Genomic DNA, 16,979 nt, shown 5'->3' with positions numbered 1-16,979 from the left:
TCCGGCTTGCGTGCCGCCCCCCCCGGGGGGGGGGCCCCCGGGCGCCGGCCCCCGCCCCCCCCCGACCTGTGGAAGGGACGGAGCGTTGCCGCTCCTCACCCCGGTGAGACCGAAACCGTGCGCCGGATCAGCGCTCGATGTCGCCGCTGATGAACTTCTCGACGTTCTCGCGGGCCTCGTCGTCGAAGTACTGGACCGGCGGGGACTTCATGAAGTACGAGGACGCCGAGAGGATCGGGCCGCCGATGCCGCGGTCCAAGGCGATCTTCGCAGCGCGCACGGCGTCGATGATGACACCGGCGGAGTTCGGGGAGTCCCAGACCTCGAGCTTGTACTCCAGGTTCAGCGGGACGTCACCGAAGGCACGGCCCTCGAGGCGCACGTACGCCCACTTGCGGTCGTCCAGCCAGGCCACGTAGTCCGAGGGGCCGATGTGGACGTTGTCCGCACCGAGGTCGCGGTCACGGATCTGCGAGGTGACGGCCTGCGTCTTCGAGATCTTCTTGGACTCCAGGCGCTCGCGCTCGAGCATGTTCTTGAAGTCCATGTTGCCGCCGACGTTCAGCTGCATCGTGCGGTCCAGGACGACACCCCGGTCCTCGAAGAGCTTCGCCATCACGCGGTGCGTGATGGTGGCTCCGACCTGGGACTTGATGTCGTCACCGACGATCGGGACACCGGCCTCGGTGAACTTGTCCGCCCACTCCTTCGTGCCGGCGATGAACACCGGGAGGGCGTTGACGAACGCGACCTTGGCGTCGATGGCGCACTGCGCGTAGAACTTCGCAGCCACCTCGGAACCGACGGGCAGGTAGCAGACGAGGACGTCGACCTGCTTGTCCTTGAGGATCCGGACGATGTCGACCGGGGCCTCGGAGGACTCCTCGATCGTCTCGCGGTAGTACTTGCCCAGGCCGTCGTGGGTGTGGCCGCGCTGAACGGTCACACCGGTGTTCGGCACATCGGCGATCTTGATGGTGTTGTTCTCGCTGGCTCCGATGGCGTCCGCGAGGTCGAGGCCGACCTTCTTCGCGTCGACGTCGAAGGCGGCGACGAACTCGACGTCGCTCACGTGGTACTCGCCGAACTGAACGTGCATCAGACCGGGCACCCTGCCGGCCGGATCGGCGTCCTTGTAGTACTCGACGCCCTGCACCAGCGAGGCGGCGCAGTTGCCCACGCCGACGATGGCTACGCGAACCGAACCCATGCCGATTGCTCCCTGTGTCTTCTCAGTGTGCCCCGGTGAAGCCTCGCGGCTCTGCGGGGATCTCACTTGGTGTCGTCGGACGGATCCGGCCGGGAGTGATCCCGGTGCCGGGGCAGGCCGCCCGTCTCTCCTGATGTGTCCTGCTGAGCGGAGCCCTCGGGCGAGGATCGTCGCTGATCCCGTCCCGACCGCTCGCTCTCGATGAGCTCGTTCAGCCAGCGCACTTCGCGCTCCACGGACTCCATGCCGTGGCGCTGCAGCTCAAGCGTGTAGTCGTCGAGTCGTTCGCGGGTGCGGGCCAGCGAGGCGCGCATCTTCTCGAGGCGCTCCTCCAGCCTGCTGCGCCGGCCTTCGAGCACGCGCATCCGCACCTCTCGCTCCGTCTGCCCGAAGAAGGCGAACCGAGCGGCGAAGTGCTCGTCCTCCCAGGCATCGGGGCCGGTGTGCGAGAGCAACTCCTCGAAGTGCTCCTTACCTTCCGCCGTCAACCGGTAGACGATCTTGGCCCGGCGCCCTGCGAGAGAGGAGGTGGCGGGCGGCAGGGCCGGAACACTTCCCGGCTCCTCGATCAACCAGCCGTTGGCGACCAGCGTCTTGAGGCAGGGGTAGAGGGTGCCGTAGCTGAACGCGCGGAAGATCCCCAACGATGTGTTGAGACGTTTGCGCAGCTCGTAGCCGTGCATCGGGGACTCGCGGAGCAGGCCGAGTACGGCGAATTCGAGGATGCCGGAGCGTCTGCTCACCTTCGCCCCTCCTTCGCCGGGTGCTCCCGCGGAGCCCGTGACTCCACCTTATGCCGTGCTGATGTATCGACTCGATACATCAGCACGATAGATCTCTCCGTGATGTTCGACAAGAGGGGGATTCGTGAGCGGCGTCACATCCTCGATTCATAGGGAGCGACTTGCGTTATTTGGGGTGAAGTTCGGTCCGGAGAGGTTTTTGACCGTGCGTAGTCTGTGCGGCATGCAGACCACCGGGAACCGTGAGACGCCGTCGCGCGTCAGTAATCGCGGACTGCCGGATGTACTGCGGATGAGCCTTCCGCAGGGCTTGTCCGTAATTCGGGGGGACCGGATCTCAACTGCCGCTTCCAGGCGTTCTCGCCTGCCCGAGGAGTAGTCGTTCGATGAGCGAGCACCGTCGCAAGACGCCGCAACCGCAAGGTGGCGGGCGAGCAGCGGCCAGACGAGCCGCCCAGCAGCCCGCAGGCCGCCGAGAATCATCACGTAGAGCAACGTCGGCGTCACCTTCCGACGCCTACGGCGAGGAAGAGCCGTACAGCAGCCGGGCCGAAGCCCGTCGTGCCGCCCAGCGGGGCGGCGGCAGACGGCGCGGCGGTGACGGCGAAGGCCACGGCCGGGGGCGGGCGGCGGACAGCCGTTCCGGCCGGAAGCGCCTCATCGACTACCCGCGGGCCGGCAAGAACGGCGCACGGCGCTGGGTGCCCTCGTGGAAGCTGGTGTCCGGTCTGTGCCTGGGCTTCCTCGGTCTCCTGATGGGCGTGGCCGGCCTCTCGTACGCGCTCGTCGCGACGCCCGAGGTGAAGGCCGACGCCGAGGCGCAGAACAACGTCTACTACTGGGCGGACGGCTCGCAGATGGTCGCCCACGGCGGTTCCGTCAACCGGCAGTGGATCAACTACGCGCAGATCCCCGAGGAGATGCGGAACGCCGTCATCTCGGCCGAGAACAAGACGTTCGAGACCGACAGGGGCATCGACCCCATGGGCATCGCCCGCGCCTTCTACAACATGGCGAAGGGAGGTGACACCCAGGGCGGGTCGACGATCACCCAGCAGTACGTGAAGAACTCGATGCTGACCCAGGATCAGACCATCAGCCGTAAGTTCAAGGAGCTCTTCATCACGCTCAAGGTCGGTAAGACCGTGAGCAAGGAGAAGGTCATGGAGGGCTACCTCAACGTCTCGTACTACGGTCGTGGCGCGTCGGGCCTCCAGGCAGCCGCACGTACGTACTACGGGATCGACGCCTCGGAGCTCAACGCCAGCCAGTGCGCCTTCCTGACGAGCCTGCTCAAGGGCGCGAGTTACTACGACCCCGCCGGTGCCGAGGAGATCGACCCGGTCGGGGCGACCCCGGAGAAGAACACGGCGCGGGCCACGTTCCGCTGGAAGACGATCCTCGACGAGATGGTCAAGGACGACCGGCTGAGTGCCGCCGAGCGGGCCAAGTACCAGGAATTCCCCATGCCGAATCCGCCGAGGAAGGACGCCAAGCTGGGCGGCCAGACCGGTTACCTGGTGGACCTCGCCACGGACTACTTCCTCGCGCACACCAAGGACGGCACCACCGAGCGGCAGCTCGCCCAGGGCGGGTACGAGATCCACACGACGTTCGAGAAGGAGAAGGTCCAGCAGCTCGAGGCCGCGATCACCAAGGTGTACAAGAGCACGATCGACGAGGAGAAGCGGCCCGACCTCGACTCGCACGTCGAGTTCGGCGGCGCCTCCGTGGACACCGAGACGGGCGCCATCGTCGCCACCTACGGCGGTCAGGACGCGACGAAGCACTACACCAACAACGCGGACGCGACGGGTGCCCAGGTCGGCTCGACGTTCAAGCCCTTCGTGCTGGCGGCAGGTATGCAGTACGGGGTCCGCGACCCGAAGCTCGGACCGGACCAGAGTGAGTCGGAGCGCACCCCGATCTCGCCCAAGAGCGTGTTCGACGGCGACAACAAGCTGAAGATCGAGGAGTACAACGGTCAGGTCTGGACCGACGAGGACAACAACCCGTGGTTCCAGACCAACGACGGGGACAAGTCCTACGGCGACATCGACCTGCGCGAGGCCATGCGGGAGTCGGCCAACTCCCCCTTCGTCCAGCTCGGCATGGACGTCGGCACGGACAAGGTGAAGGAGGTCGCGATCGCCTCCGGACTGCGGGACGACATCTACATGGCGGACGCGAAGGTTCCGTCGTACTCCATCGGTACGTCCTCGCCCAGCGCCATCCGGATGGCGGGCTCGTACGCCACCTTCGCGACCAGCGGCAAGCAGCACGACCCCTTCTCGGTCACCGAGGTCAAGAAGAAGGGCATCGTCGTCTACCAGCACAAGAAGACCCCCAAGACGGCCATGCCCAGCGCCATCGCGGACAACGTGACGGACGTGCTGAAGAACGTCGTCGAGAACGGTACCGGCAAGCCCGCCAGGCTCGACGGACGCGACGCGGCGGGCAAGACGGGCACGACGGACGGCAACAAGTCCGCCTGGTTCGTCGGGTACACCCCGCAGCTGTCGACCGCGGTCAGCATGTTCCGGCTGGACGACGACGAGAAGAAGAAGAACCGCAAGTTCCTGGAGATGTACGGCACCGGCGGTGAGAAGCAGATCCACGGTGCCTCGTTCCCGGCGCAGATCTGGCACGACTACATGACCGACGCCATGGAGGGCGAGAAGGTCATGACGTTCCCGACGCCGGAGCCGATCGGCGAAATCGTCGGTACGCCCAGTCCCACACCCTCCCCGAGCCCGTCACCCTCGCCGTCCAAGTCCACAGAGGCGCCCACGACCCCGTCGTCGCCCAGCCCGTCGTCCGCGTCCCCCTCGCCGAGCGACACGTGCGGAGCGTTCGGCTGGGAGTGCCAGGACAACGGCGGCACCAACACCGGAACCGACAGTGGAGGGACCGACGCGGGAACCACCGACGGCGGGACCGATACCGGAACCACCACCGACGGCGGGACGGACACCGGAACCACCGACGGGACGACGGACGGTTCGACCGGCAATACGAACGGAAACGGAAACGGGAACAGCAACGGAGGGCTCTTCGGAGGCAGCGGGTAGCACCACCCTCCGGAAGCCCGCCAGGAGCCCGCCGGACACGCATGAGAGGGCCGCCGCACCCGCAAGGTGCCGGCGGCCCTTTCCGTGTTCCCACGCGGCCCACGTCCCGCACAAAGCGCCGTACGGCAGGATGTGCGGCATGCCAAGCGCAGAGGACACGAGCGTGCACCAGGAGCGGCCCGTCGTACGGCCTACGCAAGAGGACGAGATCGCCGCGGCCGGCAGCGAGCTGATCGGCGGACCGGCCGGCCGCTGGGCACGGCTCGGATCGGGACCGCTCACACCGGTGCGCGTCATCGCGCTCGTGGCGATCGGGATGTTCGCACTCGGCATGGTGCAGAAGGTCCCCTGCTACGACTGGGCGTGGTTCCGGGGCACGAGCTCGCAGTACACCCACGCGTGCTACTCCGACATCCCGCACCTCTACCTCGGCCGCGGCTTCGCCGACGGGCTCGTGCCGTACTTCGACCGGCTCGGCGGCGACATGGCCTACCTCGAGTACCCCGTCCTGACCGGCCTGTTCATGCAGGTCGCGTCCTGGCTGACGCTGACGCCCGACACCGACCCCATGCAGCAGCGCGAACAGATGTACTGGATGGTCAACGCGGGCATGCTGATGATCTGTGCCGTGATCACCGCGGTGTGCGTCGCCCGTACCCACCGGCGCCGCCCGTGGGACGGCCTGCTGGTCGCCCTCGCCCCTGCGCTCGCGCTCACCGCGACGATCAACTGGGACCTGCTCGCCCTGGCCCTCACGGCCGCCGCGATGCTCATGTGGTCCCGCGGACGGGCTCTCGCCTTCGGCATCCTCATCGGCCTGGCCACGGCCGCCAAGCTCTATCCCGTACTGCTGCTCGGTCCGCTGCTCGTGCTGTGCCTGCGGGCCGGCAGATGGCGGGAGTTCGGGACGGCGCTGTTCGGCGCGGCGGCCGCCTGGCTGCTGGTGAACCTCCCGGTCATGCTGTACGCCCCGGAAGGGTGGAAGAAGTTCTACACCTTCAGCCAGGAGCGGCAGATCGACTACGGCTCGTTCTGGCTGATCATCACCCAGCGCACCGGCAAGCCGATCGACGTGAGCACCGTCAACACCGCGTCCGTGCTGCTGATGATCGTGCTGTGCGCGGGCATCGCCGGACTGGCGCTGACCGCCCGGCACCGGCCGCGCTTCGCACAGCTCGCGTTCCTGGTGGTGGCCGCCTTCATCCTGACGAACAAGGTCTACTCACCGCAGTACGTGCTCTGGCTCATCCCGCTGGCCGCACTCGCCAGGCCCCGCTGGCGGGACTTCCTCGTCTGGCAGGCCTGCGAGGTCATGTACTTCCTGGGGATCTGGCTGTACCTCGCGTACACGACGAGCGGCGACAAGCACCAGGGGCTGCCCCAGGAGGGCTACCAGGTCGCGATCGCCCTGCATCTGCTCGGAACGCTGTACCTGTGCGCCGTCGTCGTCAGGGACATCCTGCGGCCGGACCGTGACCCCGTACGCCGCGATGGCTCGGACGACCCGTCGGGCGGCGTGCTGGACGGGGCGCCGGACACCGTCGTGATCGGGCACCCCGCGCCTCACGCCGCAGACACGGCACCCGCGGTCCAGGGACCGCGGGTGGAGTGGGGTACGGCGGACGGAGCGCGCTCCGACCGATAGGCGCGGGTGTGCCTACCGGTCCACGAGGCGGTCGAACTGGGTGGTCGTGTGGCGCAGATGGGCCACCAGTTCGTCACCGACCCTCGGCTCCTGCGCGTCCGACGGCACGAACAGGATCGATACCTGCATGTGCGGCGGCTCGGCGAACCAGCGCTGCTTGCCCGACCAGACGAACGGCGAGAGATTGCGGTTGACCGTGGCCAGCCCGGCGCGTGCCACGCCCTTGGCACGCGGCATCACACCGTGCAGGGCCTTCGGGGCCTCCAGGCCGACACCGTGGGACGTGCCGCCGGCGACGACCACCAGCCAGCCGTCCGAGGCGGCCTTCTGCTGGCGGTAGCCGAACCGGTCCCCCTTGACGACACGCGTCACGTCCAGCACGGCGCCGCGGTACTCCGTCGCCTCGTGGTCACCGAGCCAGAGCCGCGTGCCGATGCGCGCGCGGAAGCGGGTCTGCGGGAACTGCTGTTGCAGCCGTGCCAGCTCCTCCGCCCGGAGATGGCTGACGAACATGGTGTGCAGGGGCAGCCGGGCCGCGCGCAGGCGGTCCATCCACGCGATGACCTCCTCGACCGCGTCCGATCCGTCGGCGCGGTCCAGCGGCAGGTGCAGGGCGAAGCCTTCGAGGCGCACGTCCTCGATGGCCGCGTGCAGCTGCCCCAGCTCCTCCTCCTTCACCCCGTGGCGCTTCATCGAGCTCATGCACTCGATGACGACGCGCGCGCCCACCAGAGCGTGCACACCGTCCACGGAGGAGACGGAACGGATGACGCGGTCGGGCAGCGGCACCGGCTCCTCACCCCGGCGGAAGGGCGTGAGGACGAGCAGGTCGCCGCTGAACCAGTCCTTGATACGGGCGGCCTCGTACGTGGTTCCGACGGCCAGCGTGTCGGAACCGAAACGGATCGCCTCGTCGGCGAGCCGTTCGTGGCCGAAGCCGTACCCGTTGCCCTTGCAGACGGGCACGAGACCTGGGAACTGGTCGATCACGGACTTCTGGTGCGCCCGCCAGCGCGCGGTGTCGACGTAGAGGGAGAGCGCCATGGCCGGCCCGGAACCTTTCTGGTGGCTGCGGTGGAATCGGAATCGGAGGGGTGAGGAGCCGGTCGACGTGGACCGGCCGGTGTTCAGCGGCGCGACATGTACATATCGAGCGCCTTGTGCAGCAGCTTGTTGAGGGGGAAGTCCCACTCGCCGACGTACTCGACGGCCTCGCCGCCGGTGCCGACCTTGAACTGGATCAGGCCGAAGAGGTGATCGGTCTCGTCCAGCGAGTCGCTGATGCCGCGCAGGTCGTAGACCGTCGCGCCCATCGCGTAGGAGTCACGCAGCATGCGCCACTGCATCGCGTTCGAGGGCCGGACCTCGCGGCCGATGTTGTCGGACGCGCCGTACGAGTACCAGACGTGTCCGCCGACGACGAGCATCGTGGCCGCGGAGAGGTTCACGCCGTTGTGCCGGGCGAAGTACAGCCGCATGCGGTTGGGGTCCTCGGAGTTCAGGACCGTCCACATGCGCTGGAAGTACGAGAGCGGACGCGGCCGGAAGTGGTCGCGCACCGCGGTGATCTCGTACAGCCGCTGCCATTCGGCCAGGTCCTCGTAGCCGCCCTGGACCACCTCGACGCCGGCCTTGTCGGCCTTCTTGATGTTGCGCCGCCAGAGCTGGTTGAAGCCCTTGAGCACGTCCTCCAGCGAGCGGTTGGCCAGCGGGACCTGGAAGACGTAGCGGGGCTGTACGTCACCGAATCCGGCGCCGCCGTCCTCGCCCTGCTGCCAGCCCATCTTCCGCAGCCGGTCCGATACCTCGAAGGCGCGCGGCTCGATGTAGGTGGCCTCGACGTCGCGCAGCCGCTTCACGTCGGGGTCCTGGATGCCCGACTTGATGGCTGCCGAGTCCCAGCGACGGATGACCACGGGCGGGCCCATCTTCACCGAGAAGGCGCCCTGCTGCTTCAGGTGCGCGAGCATCGGCTGGAGCCAGTCGTCGAGATTCGGGGCATACCAGTTGATGACCGGGCCCTCGGGAAGGTAGGCCAGGTAGCGCTTGATCTTGGGCAGTTGGCGGTACAGAACCAGACCGGCACCGACCATCTCGCCGTTCTTGTCGAACCATCCCAGGTTCTCCGAGCGCCATTCGGTCTTCACATCAGCCCACGCCGGGACCTGGCAGTGACTGGCCGAGGGCAGGTTCTGGATGTACGCCAGATGCTGCTCTCGGCTGATGGTCCTCAGGGTCAGGCTCATGCGGGGCGCTCCTCGGCAGGTGTGTCCCCATCGGTCAGGGGCTCCGGCTCTCGCGCCGAAGCCTACTGTGACCGAGGAGCGCCCCGTCTGGGCCCTGGGCGACCCGGACCGGTTTCCGTGGGGGCCCTCAGCTGATCACGCCGCCGAAGAGGCCGCCGTGGGCCATGCCGAGGAAGAACCCGATTGCGGACGCGCCGAGTCCCAGGACGAGGGGGAAGCGCTCACGGGTCGTGACCGACACGTACTGTCCGTAGGCGCCCGTCAGGATCCCGATCAGCCCGGCCCAGGAGCTGATCAGGTGCAGATGGTGGAACATCGCCGTCACGAAGGCGATGGCCCCGAGAGCGAGGGTCACCATCACCAGCGCGTCCTGGAGCGGATGGGGCCTGCCGTCCGTGGCGAAGAGGGAGACGGGAGGACGGGGGCGGGAACGCAATGTCTGTGCCATGGAGAACCTCCTGGCCGGAAGGCGGCGCACTGTAACGCCGCTCACAACCGCTGTGTACAGATTGCGTCTCCCCGGCACCGGATTTCAACCGGAAGCCTCTCTGCGGGTAGTCTGTACGGTCTGCACCGGTGTCTGCCCTGAGCCAGCACTGCAGCTCCCCTCGACCAACGAAGACGGGCGTTGTCAGTGGCGGCTGTTTTACTCGGAGACACTGATGCCTACGCATCACGACCCTCCTGCCACGGAACGACCGTGGCCGCTGAGTCCAAAGGAGGTGGGTTCCACATGCGTCACTACGAGGTGATGGTCATCCTCGACCCCGATCTCGAGGAGCGAGCAGTCTCCCCGTTGATCGAGAACTTCCTCTCCGTCGTCCGTGAGGGCAACGGAAAGGTTGAGAAGGTCGACACCTGGGGCCGTCGTCGTCTCTCTTACGAGATCAAGAAGAAGCCTGAGGGCATCTACTCGGTCATCGACCTGCAGGCCGAGCCTGCGGTCGTCAAGGAGCTCGACCGACAGATGAACCTGAACGAGTCGGTCCTCCGGACCAAGGTCCTCCGCCCCGAGATCCACTGAGCGTCTAGCTCAGCGGTCATCGGGTTCGAGTAGCAAGCAGCCAGAAGCAATCCCCGCCGAGAGGTTCACCCATGGCAGGCGAGACCGTCATCACGGTCGTCGGCAATCTCGTCGACGACCCCGAGCTGCGCTTCACCCCGTCCGGTGCGGCGGTCGCGAAGTTCCGTGTCGCGTCCACTCCCCGCATCTTCGACCGGCAGACCAATGAGTGGAAGGACGGCGAAGGCCTGTTCCTCACCTGCTCGGTCTGGCGTCAGGCGGCGGAGAACGTCGCGGAGTCGCTCCAGCGAGGCATGCGCGTCGTCGTGCAGGGCCGGCTGAAGCAGCGGTCCTACGAGGACCGTGAGGGCGTCAAGCGCACGGTCTACGAGCTGGACGTCGAGGAAGTCGGCCCCAGTCTCAAGAGCGCCACGGCCAAGGTCACCAAGACCACGGGTCGCGGTGGCCAGGGCGGCGGCGGTCAGGGTGGATACGGCGGCGGCCAGCAGGGCGGCGGCAACTGGGGCGGCGGTCCCGGTAGCGGCGGTCAGCAGGGCGGCGGCGGTGCACCCGCCGACGACCCGTGGGCCACCGGCGCGCCTGCGGGCGGTCAGCAGGGCGCGGGCCAGCAGAGCGGCGGGGGTAGCTGGGGCGGAAGCTCCGGCGGCTCCGGTGGCTCGGGCGGTTCCGGCGGCGGCTACTCGGACGAGCCCCCCTTCTAGGGGAACTCGTACCCCCACTTCTTGATCACACAGGAGAAACACCATGGCGAAGCCGCCTGTGCGCAAGCCTAAGAAGAAGGTCTGCGCATTCTGCAAGGACAAGACCCAGTACGTGGACTACAAGGACACGAACATGCTGCGGAAGTTCATTTCCGACCGTGGCAAGATCCGTGCCCGCCGCGTCACCGGCAACTGCACGCAGCACCAGCGTGACGTCGCCACGGCAGTCAAGAACAGCCGTGAGATGGCGCTGCTGCCCTACACGTCCACCGCGCGATAAGGGAAGGGTGACCGAATCATGAAGATCATCCTCACCCACGAGGTCACTGGCCTCGGTGCTGCCGGTGACGTCGTGGACGTCAAGGACGGGTACGCCCGTAACTACCTGGTTCCGCGTGGCTTTGCCATCCGCTGGACCAAGGGTGGCGAGAAGGACGTGGCGCAGATCCGCCGCGCCCGCAAGATCCACGAGATCGCGACGATCGAGCAGGCCAACGAGATCAAGGCCAAGCTCGAGGCCGTGAAGGTTCGTCTGGCTGTTCGCTCCGGCGACGCCGGCCGTCTCTTCGGCTCCGTCACCCCGGCCGACATCGCCTCGGCGATCAAGGCCTCCGGTGGTCCGGACGTCGACAAGCGCCGTGTCGAGCTCGGTTCGCCGATCAAGACGCTCGGCGGACACCAGGTTTCCGTGCGCCTCCACCCCGAGGTTGCCGCGAAGCTCGGTATCGAGGTCGTTGCTGCCTAAGGGCACAGCTCACCAGAGCCAGGTGAAGGGCCGCACCGTCATGGTGCGGCCCTTCGTCGTTACATGACGGTGCGGCTTCACAGCCTCTCTGTTTCACGTGAAACAGAGAGCTGCCCATGGTCCGTTCAGCGCGTGGCTCCGGTGACGATCCAGCGACCCGAGCGGGTGCGCAGCCAGAGCGTCACCAGCCGGACCGCCATCATGAGGGTCATCGCCCACCACAGAGCGGTGAGGCCTCCCCCGAGGACGGGGACGAGGAGGGCGACCGGGGCGAAGACGGCCAGGGTCACGAGCATCGCCCAGGCGAGGTACCTTCCGTCGCCCGCACCCATGAGTACGCCGTCCAGCACGAAGACCACACCGGCGATCGGCTGGGACAGTGCCACGACGAGAAGGGCCGGCAGCAGGGTGTCGTGCACGGACGGGTCGCCGGTGAACAGTGGGACGAACAGGGGTCGTGCCAGCACGATCAGCAGTCCGAGGACCACACCGGAGGCGATACCCCACTGGACCATCCGACGGCAGGCCTCCCGGGCGCCCTTGACGTCGTTCGCCCCCAGATAGCGGCCGATGATGGCCTGCCCCGCGATGGCGATGGCGTCGAGGGCGAAGGCCGTGAGGCTCCAGAGGGACAGGAGGATCTGGTGGGCGGCGATGTCCGTGTCGCCGAGCCGGGCCGCGACCGCGGTGGCGATCAGCAGGACCGACCGCAGCGAGAGCGTACGGACCAGCAGGGGGACGCCTGCCTGGGCACTGGCTCTGATACCCGCCGCGTCGGGACGCAGCGACGCTCCGTGTCTGCGGGCGCCGCGCACGACGACGATCAGATAGGCGAGCGCCATGCCGGCCTGGGCGATCACCGTTCCCCAGGCGGATCCGGCGATGCCGAGCCCGGCTCCGTAGACGAGCCCCACGTTGAGAGCGCCGTTGGCGGTGAATCCACCGATGGCGACGTAGAGGGGCGTGCGGGTGTCCTGCAGTCCACGCAGCACCCCGGTCGCGGCGAGCACGACGAGCATGGCGGGGATGCCGAGGCTGGAGATCCTCAGATAGGTGACGGCGTACGGGGCGGCGGTGTCCGATGTGCCGAAAGCCTCGATCAGCCAGGGGGCCGAAGGGAGGGCGAAGGCGACCACTGCGGCGCCGAGCAGCAGGGCCAGCCAGATGCCGTCCATACCCTGACGGATCGCCGAGGGGAGATCACCCGCGCCGACCCGGCGGGCGACCGCTGCGGTTGTCGCGTAAGCGAGGAAGACGAAGATGCTCACGGCGGTGGTGAGCAAGGCCGCGGCGACCCCCAGGCCGGCCAGCTGCGGTGTGCCGAGATGGCCGACGACGGCGCTGTCGACCATGACGAAGAGCGGCTCGGCGACGAGTGCGCCGAAGGCCGGAACGGCGAGGGCGATGATCTCGCGGTCGTGCCGGCGGCGGGACGGCGGCTGGGTCGCGGAGGCCTGGGTCATGGGTGCCAATCTAATCTTCCACAGGTAAGAGATGCAATGCGGTTGGAGTCCTTACTTAATGCTGAGTTCCCGGCTCGGCCCAAGGGTGATTCCGGTGATCTTGAGCTGAGGGCGAAAGTTTTTCTCTCCCACAGCCGGTGGACGGAGTAAGGGCAGGTCAGAGCCCTCACGGGAGGGGCGATATGAGTTTGTCCACAGTGCTGTCCCCCGGTCCGTGCACAGGATCGGCGGGGTTCTCCACAGCATCTGGTCCGTCGTCCACATGCCCTGTGGATAACCAGATTGGCTGACGGTGCGGAGCGGCCTACCGTGGTGCGGCGCCCGCACTCCGTTCCGGCTTCGAAGACCGCAGAACTTGACGCGCCGGAACCGGAGTCGGGCGTCTTGTTTGTCGGTGCCGTGCCGTAAGAAAGAGTGGCACGGCTAGGTCCGCGAAGCGGACGGGAGGAGGTGGCCCGGTGAGCATTCCCGAGCCTTTGGACGATCCCTGGGCCGATGTCGGTCCCAGTGACCGTCTGCCCGTTTCCCGTCAGCGCCGCGGAGAGGGCAAGGGGCGGGACGAGCAGCACGAGCGTGGCCGGGAGAGCGGCTGGGACAGCGGCTCGTCCGGGTTCGAGCGCGTGCCTCCGCAGGATCTCGACGCCGAGCAGTCCGTGCTCGGTGGCATGCTGCTGTCCAAGGACGCCATCGCCGACGTCGTGGAGATCATCAAGGGCCACGACTTCTACCGCCCGGCCCACGAGACCGTCTACACGGCGATCCTCGACCTGTACGCCAAGGGCGAACCGGCCGACCCGATCACGGTGGCGGCGGAGCTGGTCAAGCGCGGCGAGATCACCAAGGTCGGCGGAGCCCCGTACCTGCACACCCTGGTCCAGTCCGTACCGACCGCGGCCAACGCTTCGTACTACGCGGAGATCGTCCACGAGCGAGCGGTGCTGAGGCGTCTCGTCGAGGCCGGCACGAAGATCACGCAGATGGGGTACGCGGCCGACGGCGACGTCGACGAGATCGTGAACTCGGCGCAGGCCGAGATCTACGCCGTCACCGAGCAGCGCACCAGTGAGGACTACCTCCCGCTCGGCGACATCATGGAGGGCGCTCTCGACGAGATCGAGGCGATCGGATCCCGCAGCGGCGAGATGACCGGTGTCCCGACCGGATTCACCGACCTGGACGCCCTGACCAACGGCCTGCACCCCGGACAGATGATCGTGATCGCGGCGCGTCCCGCTATGGGTAAGTCCACGCTCGCCCTGGACTTCGCCCGCGCCTGTTCGATCAAGAGCAATCTGCCGAGTGTGATCTTCTCGCTGGAAATGGGCCGGAACGAGATCGCGATGCGTCTGCTCTCGGCCGAGGCCCGGGTGGCGCTCCATCACATGCGCTCCGGCACGATGACGGACGAGGACTGGACGAGGCTGGCCAGGCGGATGCCGGACGTCTCGGCCGCGCCGCTCTACATCGACGATTCGCCGAACCTCTCCATGATGGAGATCCGGGCGAAATGCCGTCGCCTCAAGCAGCGCAACGACCTCAAGCTCGTGGTCATCGACTATCTGCAGCTGATGCAGTCCGGTGGCGCGAAGCGGGCCGAGAGCCGTCAGCAGGAGGTCTCGGACATGTCCCGAAACCTCAAGCTCCTCGCGAAGGAGCTGGAGCTCCCCGTCATCGCGCTCTCGCAGCTGAACCGTGGTCCCGAGCAGCGTACGGACAAGAAGCCGATGGTCTCCGACCTGCGTGAATCAGGCTCCATCGAGCAGGATGCCGACATGGTCATCCTGCTGCACCGCGAGGACGCGTACGAGAAGGAGTCGCCCCGCGCGGGGGAGGCGGACCTGATCGTGGCCAAGCACCGAAACGGTCCCACGGCGACGATCACCGTGGCGTTCCAGGGTCACTACTCCCGCTTCGTGGACATGGCCCAGACCTGAGAGAAGGCAGCGGCATGAGTAGTGCGGCGGATTCGATTCCCAGGTACCGCGTGTTCGCCGGCGCACGCCTGGCCGTCGAAGTCGTCGGTGAGCCCGGGGTACTCGTGAGCAGTTCGACGCCACCGCCCCTGCCGGGTGAGGCGCCGGTCACCCACGCGTCCATGTCGGCGAGCTTCCGGAGTGCGGAGAACGAGGGCGAGCTCGGGCTCCTGCTGCGGAACGCCCCCGGCCTCGACGCCTTCCTGGCAGCGGTGCGCAGCGCCGGTTATCGGGTCGAGAGCGTCGACGAGTAGGTCCTCACGGTGTTGCGGTCCGCTGCGGCGTGCCTGTTGCCCGTGGCCGGCCCTCTTCTCGCGAGATCGCGGACCAGGTGAGGCCCCCCATGCTGGATGCCGTGACCGAACGGTTCGTCGCCGGGGCCACCGCCCTGTCGCCAGAAGCACTCACCCTCGCGCCCGATCAGGTGGTCGACCTCCGCGCCGAGGGCGGCAAGGAGGCGAGCCGGGCGGCGGTGCCGTCCGCCGCGGAGAACTCCGAACTCGACCACGGGATCCGCACCGCCCTCCTTCCTCGCGCCGCCGAGCTCGACGCGCACCTGACCGGCCTGCACTCCGACGACCCGGCCGCGATCGGCATTGCGGCCCGGGCGATTCTGAAGCGGGGGAATCTGACTGCGGGGCAGTTCGGCGTGCTCACAGAGCCGTTCGCGGGGAGCGGTGTGGAACTCCCGCAGCACTCGGCGCGCGAACCGGGAGCGTAGGCACGCCGGTGCTGGTTTCGGCCGGATGCGATAGCCGGGCCGGTCAGGACGAGGGCTGCGGGGGCACGATCGACGTCACGACGATGTCCACCAGGCGGTCGAGTGCGGTGTCGGACAGCATGTCGGGCAGGGTCAGGTGCTCCAGGAGCAGGCCGGTCATGGCCAGGTGCAGCGCGAGGAAGGTATCGGCGTCGCCCGGCAGTCGCGCCTCGCGGTAGAGGGCGCCGTTCTGGTCGAAGTCCGCCCGCACGGTCTCGGTCAGCCGAGTACGCAGGGCCGGCCGGCGGGTGGCTTCGAGGCGGAGTTCCAGCATGGCCAGATAGCCGACACGGTCGTCGGCCATGCGCCGGACCAGCCATCGCATGAGCGAGGTGACCAGCTCGCGGGACGGTGCCGGGAGCATCGCCTGCTCGACCCTGGCGGCGTCCGGTGTCATGCGGTGACTGATGCGGGCGCCCGCCTGCATGAACAGGTCGTCGCGGTTCGTGAAGTAGTTGGACGAGGTGCCGAGGGGGACGCCCGCGCGGGTGTCCACCGCGCGGAAGGTGAGCCCGCGGGCCCCCTCGTGGGCCAGCACATCGATCGCTGCGTCGACGAGTGCCGTTCTGCGCTCCGGGTTCCTGGCCACCGTGCTCTCCTGTCCTGTGCGCCTCAGGAAAAGAGGCTTGCGTAACCACTACGCATGAAGCACTCTATGTGAAGTGGTTGGGGCGGAACGACCCTGACCGAAGCGACCAACTTGCCGAACGGGGACCATATGCGCAAGCTCACCTACTTCGTCGCCTGCTCGATCGACGGCTTCATCGGTGATCCGGGCGGCGACGCCTCGTCGATGATGGCCTTCGTCGACGAGGAGATGCTCGGATTCCTCACGTCGGAGTACCCGGAGACCATCTCCGCGCAGGGCCGTGAACTCCTGGGGTTCGGCGATGTGAGGAACCGGCGCTTCGACACCGTGGTCCAGGGGCGGGGCAGCTACCAGCTGGCTCTGGACGTCGGTCTCACCAGCCCGTACGGCCACCTGAGGGAGTTCGTCGCCTCCGGGACCCTGCGTATGTCCCCTGATCCGAACGTGGAGCTCATCGCCGACGACCTGGTCGGCCGGATCAAGGAGCTCAAGGCGGAGGACAGCGACCTGGGCATCTGGCTCTGCGGGGGCTCTCGGCTGGCCGGTGAGCTGATCGACGAGGTCGACGAACTCGTCATCAAGACCTATCCGCAGGTGTACGGGTCCGGAATGCCGATGTTCGGCGCGGACTTCGCGGTCACCGACTTCGCCCTGGAGAACATCCGTACGTTCGACAACGGGGTACTGGTCAGGACCTACAGCCGAAAGCGCTGATCGCAGCGGTCCGCCCGGGTGCCGGGGTGCGTCTGCGCAGGCCCCGGGACCATCGGCCGGGTGGCGGTGACGTCCCGGACCGCTCCGCCGTGAAA

At 67.6% G+C, this 16,979-nt stretch carries 17 protein-coding genes; 10 read left to right on the top strand and 7 right to left on the bottom strand.

Annotated elements, in window-relative coordinates:
- Positions 1 to 127: 127 nt before the first annotated feature.
- Together ACFWVP_RS13295 and ACFWVP_RS13290 are read right to left on the bottom strand one after the other, a co-directional pair.
- A complete protein-coding gene (locus ACFWVP_RS13295) occupies positions 128 to 1,210 on the bottom strand; it encodes an inositol-3-phosphate synthase (RefSeq protein ID WP_384496197.1) in 1,083 nt (360 codons plus the stop codon).
- A 62-nt stretch (positions 1,211 to 1,272) separates the two neighbouring features.
- Positions 1,273 to 1,953, bottom strand: a complete 681-nt coding sequence (locus tag ACFWVP_RS13290) for a helix-turn-helix transcriptional regulator (protein ID WP_384496195.1) — start codon at positions 1,951 to 1,953, stop codon at positions 1,273 to 1,275.
- A 386-nt stretch (positions 1,954 to 2,339) separates the two neighbouring features.
- Here ACFWVP_RS13290 and ACFWVP_RS13285 point away from each other — a divergent pair, with 386 nt between their 5' ends.
- Positions 2,340 to 5,024 (top strand): transglycosylase domain-containing protein, encoded by a 2,685-nt coding sequence (locus ACFWVP_RS13285; RefSeq protein WP_384496193.1) that lies wholly within the window; start codon positions 2,340 to 2,342, stop codon positions 5,022 to 5,024.
- Between the two features lie 139 nt (positions 5,025 to 5,163).
- Positions 5,164 to 6,669 (top strand): glycosyltransferase family 87 protein, encoded by a 1,506-nt coding sequence (locus ACFWVP_RS13280; RefSeq protein WP_384496192.1) that lies wholly within the window; start codon positions 5,164 to 5,166, stop codon positions 6,667 to 6,669.
- A gap of 12 nt (positions 6,670 to 6,681) precedes the next feature.
- Here ACFWVP_RS13280 and ACFWVP_RS13275 read toward each other — a convergent pair whose 3' ends face one another.
- The 3 genes from ACFWVP_RS13275 to ACFWVP_RS13265 all read right to left on the bottom strand — a co-directional run bounded on the left by ACFWVP_RS13275 (position 6,682) and on the right by ACFWVP_RS13265 (position 9,363).
- Positions 6,682 to 7,713 carry an alanine racemase gene (locus ACFWVP_RS13275; protein WP_384496190.1) on the bottom strand — a complete coding sequence of 344 codons (1,032 nt, stop codon included), beginning with the start codon at positions 7,711 to 7,713 and terminating at the stop codon, positions 6,682 to 6,684.
- An 83-nt stretch (positions 7,714 to 7,796) separates the two neighbouring features.
- Entirely contained in the window at positions 7,797 to 8,915 is a 1,119-nt protein-coding gene (locus ACFWVP_RS13270; protein ID WP_384496188.1) for a lipid II:glycine glycyltransferase FemX, read from the bottom strand.
- Positions 8,916 to 9,042: 127 nt separating this feature from the next.
- Complete coding sequence (locus ACFWVP_RS13265; RefSeq protein WP_384496187.1) at positions 9,043 to 9,363, bottom strand: hypothetical protein; 321 nt, start codon at positions 9,361 to 9,363, stop codon at positions 9,043 to 9,045.
- 285 nt (positions 9,364 to 9,648) lie between these two features.
- Between ACFWVP_RS13265 and rpsF the strand changes: the two genes are divergently transcribed.
- The 4 genes from rpsF to rplI all read left to right on the top strand — a co-directional run bounded on the left by rpsF (position 9,649) and on the right by rplI (position 11,385).
- Positions 9,649 to 9,939, top strand: coding sequence for a 30S ribosomal protein S6 (gene rpsF / locus ACFWVP_RS13260; protein ID WP_031090355.1), 291 nt, complete (start codon positions 9,649 to 9,651; stop codon positions 9,937 to 9,939).
- A 71-nt stretch (positions 9,940 to 10,010) separates the two neighbouring features.
- Positions 10,011 to 10,640, top strand: coding sequence for a single-stranded DNA-binding protein (locus tag ACFWVP_RS13255; protein ID WP_384496185.1), 630 nt, complete (start codon positions 10,011 to 10,013; stop codon positions 10,638 to 10,640).
- A 43-nt stretch (positions 10,641 to 10,683) separates the two neighbouring features.
- Entirely contained in the window at positions 10,684 to 10,920 is a 237-nt protein-coding gene (gene rpsR / locus ACFWVP_RS13250) for a 30S ribosomal protein S18 (protein WP_003967857.1), read from the top strand.
- Between the two features lie 18 nt (positions 10,921 to 10,938).
- The gene (gene rplI / locus ACFWVP_RS13245) at positions 10,939 to 11,385 is read left to right on the top strand and encodes a 50S ribosomal protein L9 (RefSeq protein WP_384496183.1); all 447 of its coding nucleotides are present in this window, start codon (positions 10,939 to 10,941) and stop codon (positions 11,383 to 11,385) included.
- A gap of 125 nt (positions 11,386 to 11,510) precedes the next feature.
- On the opposite strand, the gene ACFWVP_RS13240 is transcribed toward rplI, so the two are convergent.
- Entirely contained in the window at positions 11,511 to 12,848 is a 1,338-nt protein-coding gene (locus ACFWVP_RS13240) for an MATE family efflux transporter (protein ID WP_384496181.1), read from the bottom strand.
- Between the two features lie 476 nt (positions 12,849 to 13,324).
- Here ACFWVP_RS13240 and dnaB point away from each other — a divergent pair, with 476 nt between their 5' ends.
- The 3 genes from dnaB to ACFWVP_RS13225 all read left to right on the top strand — a co-directional run bounded on the left by dnaB (position 13,325) and on the right by ACFWVP_RS13225 (position 15,542).
- Positions 13,325 to 14,782, top strand: a complete 1,458-nt coding sequence (dnaB, locus tag ACFWVP_RS13235; protein ID WP_384496220.1) for a replicative DNA helicase — start codon at positions 13,325 to 13,327, stop codon at positions 14,780 to 14,782.
- A 14-nt stretch (positions 14,783 to 14,796) separates the two neighbouring features.
- The gene (locus ACFWVP_RS13230; RefSeq protein ID WP_384496180.1) at positions 14,797 to 15,075 is read left to right on the top strand and encodes a hypothetical protein; all 279 of its coding nucleotides are present in this window, start codon (positions 14,797 to 14,799) and stop codon (positions 15,073 to 15,075) included.
- 89 nt (positions 15,076 to 15,164) lie between these two features.
- Positions 15,165 to 15,542, top strand: a complete 378-nt coding sequence (locus tag ACFWVP_RS13225; protein WP_384496179.1) for a hypothetical protein — start codon at positions 15,165 to 15,167, stop codon at positions 15,540 to 15,542.
- 43 nt (positions 15,543 to 15,585) lie between these two features.
- On the opposite strand, the gene ACFWVP_RS13220 is transcribed toward ACFWVP_RS13225, so the two are convergent.
- Entirely contained in the window at positions 15,586 to 16,170 is a 585-nt protein-coding gene (locus ACFWVP_RS13220; protein ID WP_384496177.1) for a TetR/AcrR family transcriptional regulator, read from the bottom strand.
- A gap of 129 nt (positions 16,171 to 16,299) precedes the next feature.
- Here ACFWVP_RS13220 and ACFWVP_RS13215 point away from each other — a divergent pair, with 129 nt between their 5' ends.
- A complete protein-coding gene (locus tag ACFWVP_RS13215; protein WP_384496176.1) occupies positions 16,300 to 16,884 on the top strand; it encodes a dihydrofolate reductase family protein in 585 nt (194 codons plus the stop codon).
- Positions 16,885 to 16,979: the final 95 nt, after the last annotated feature.

The organism is Streptomyces sp. NPDC058637, assembly GCF_042717325.1.
Taxonomy (GTDB): Bacteria; Actinomycetota; Actinomycetes; order Streptomycetales; family Streptomycetaceae; genus Streptomyces.
This window is presented reverse-complemented; position numbering and strand designations above follow the sequence as displayed.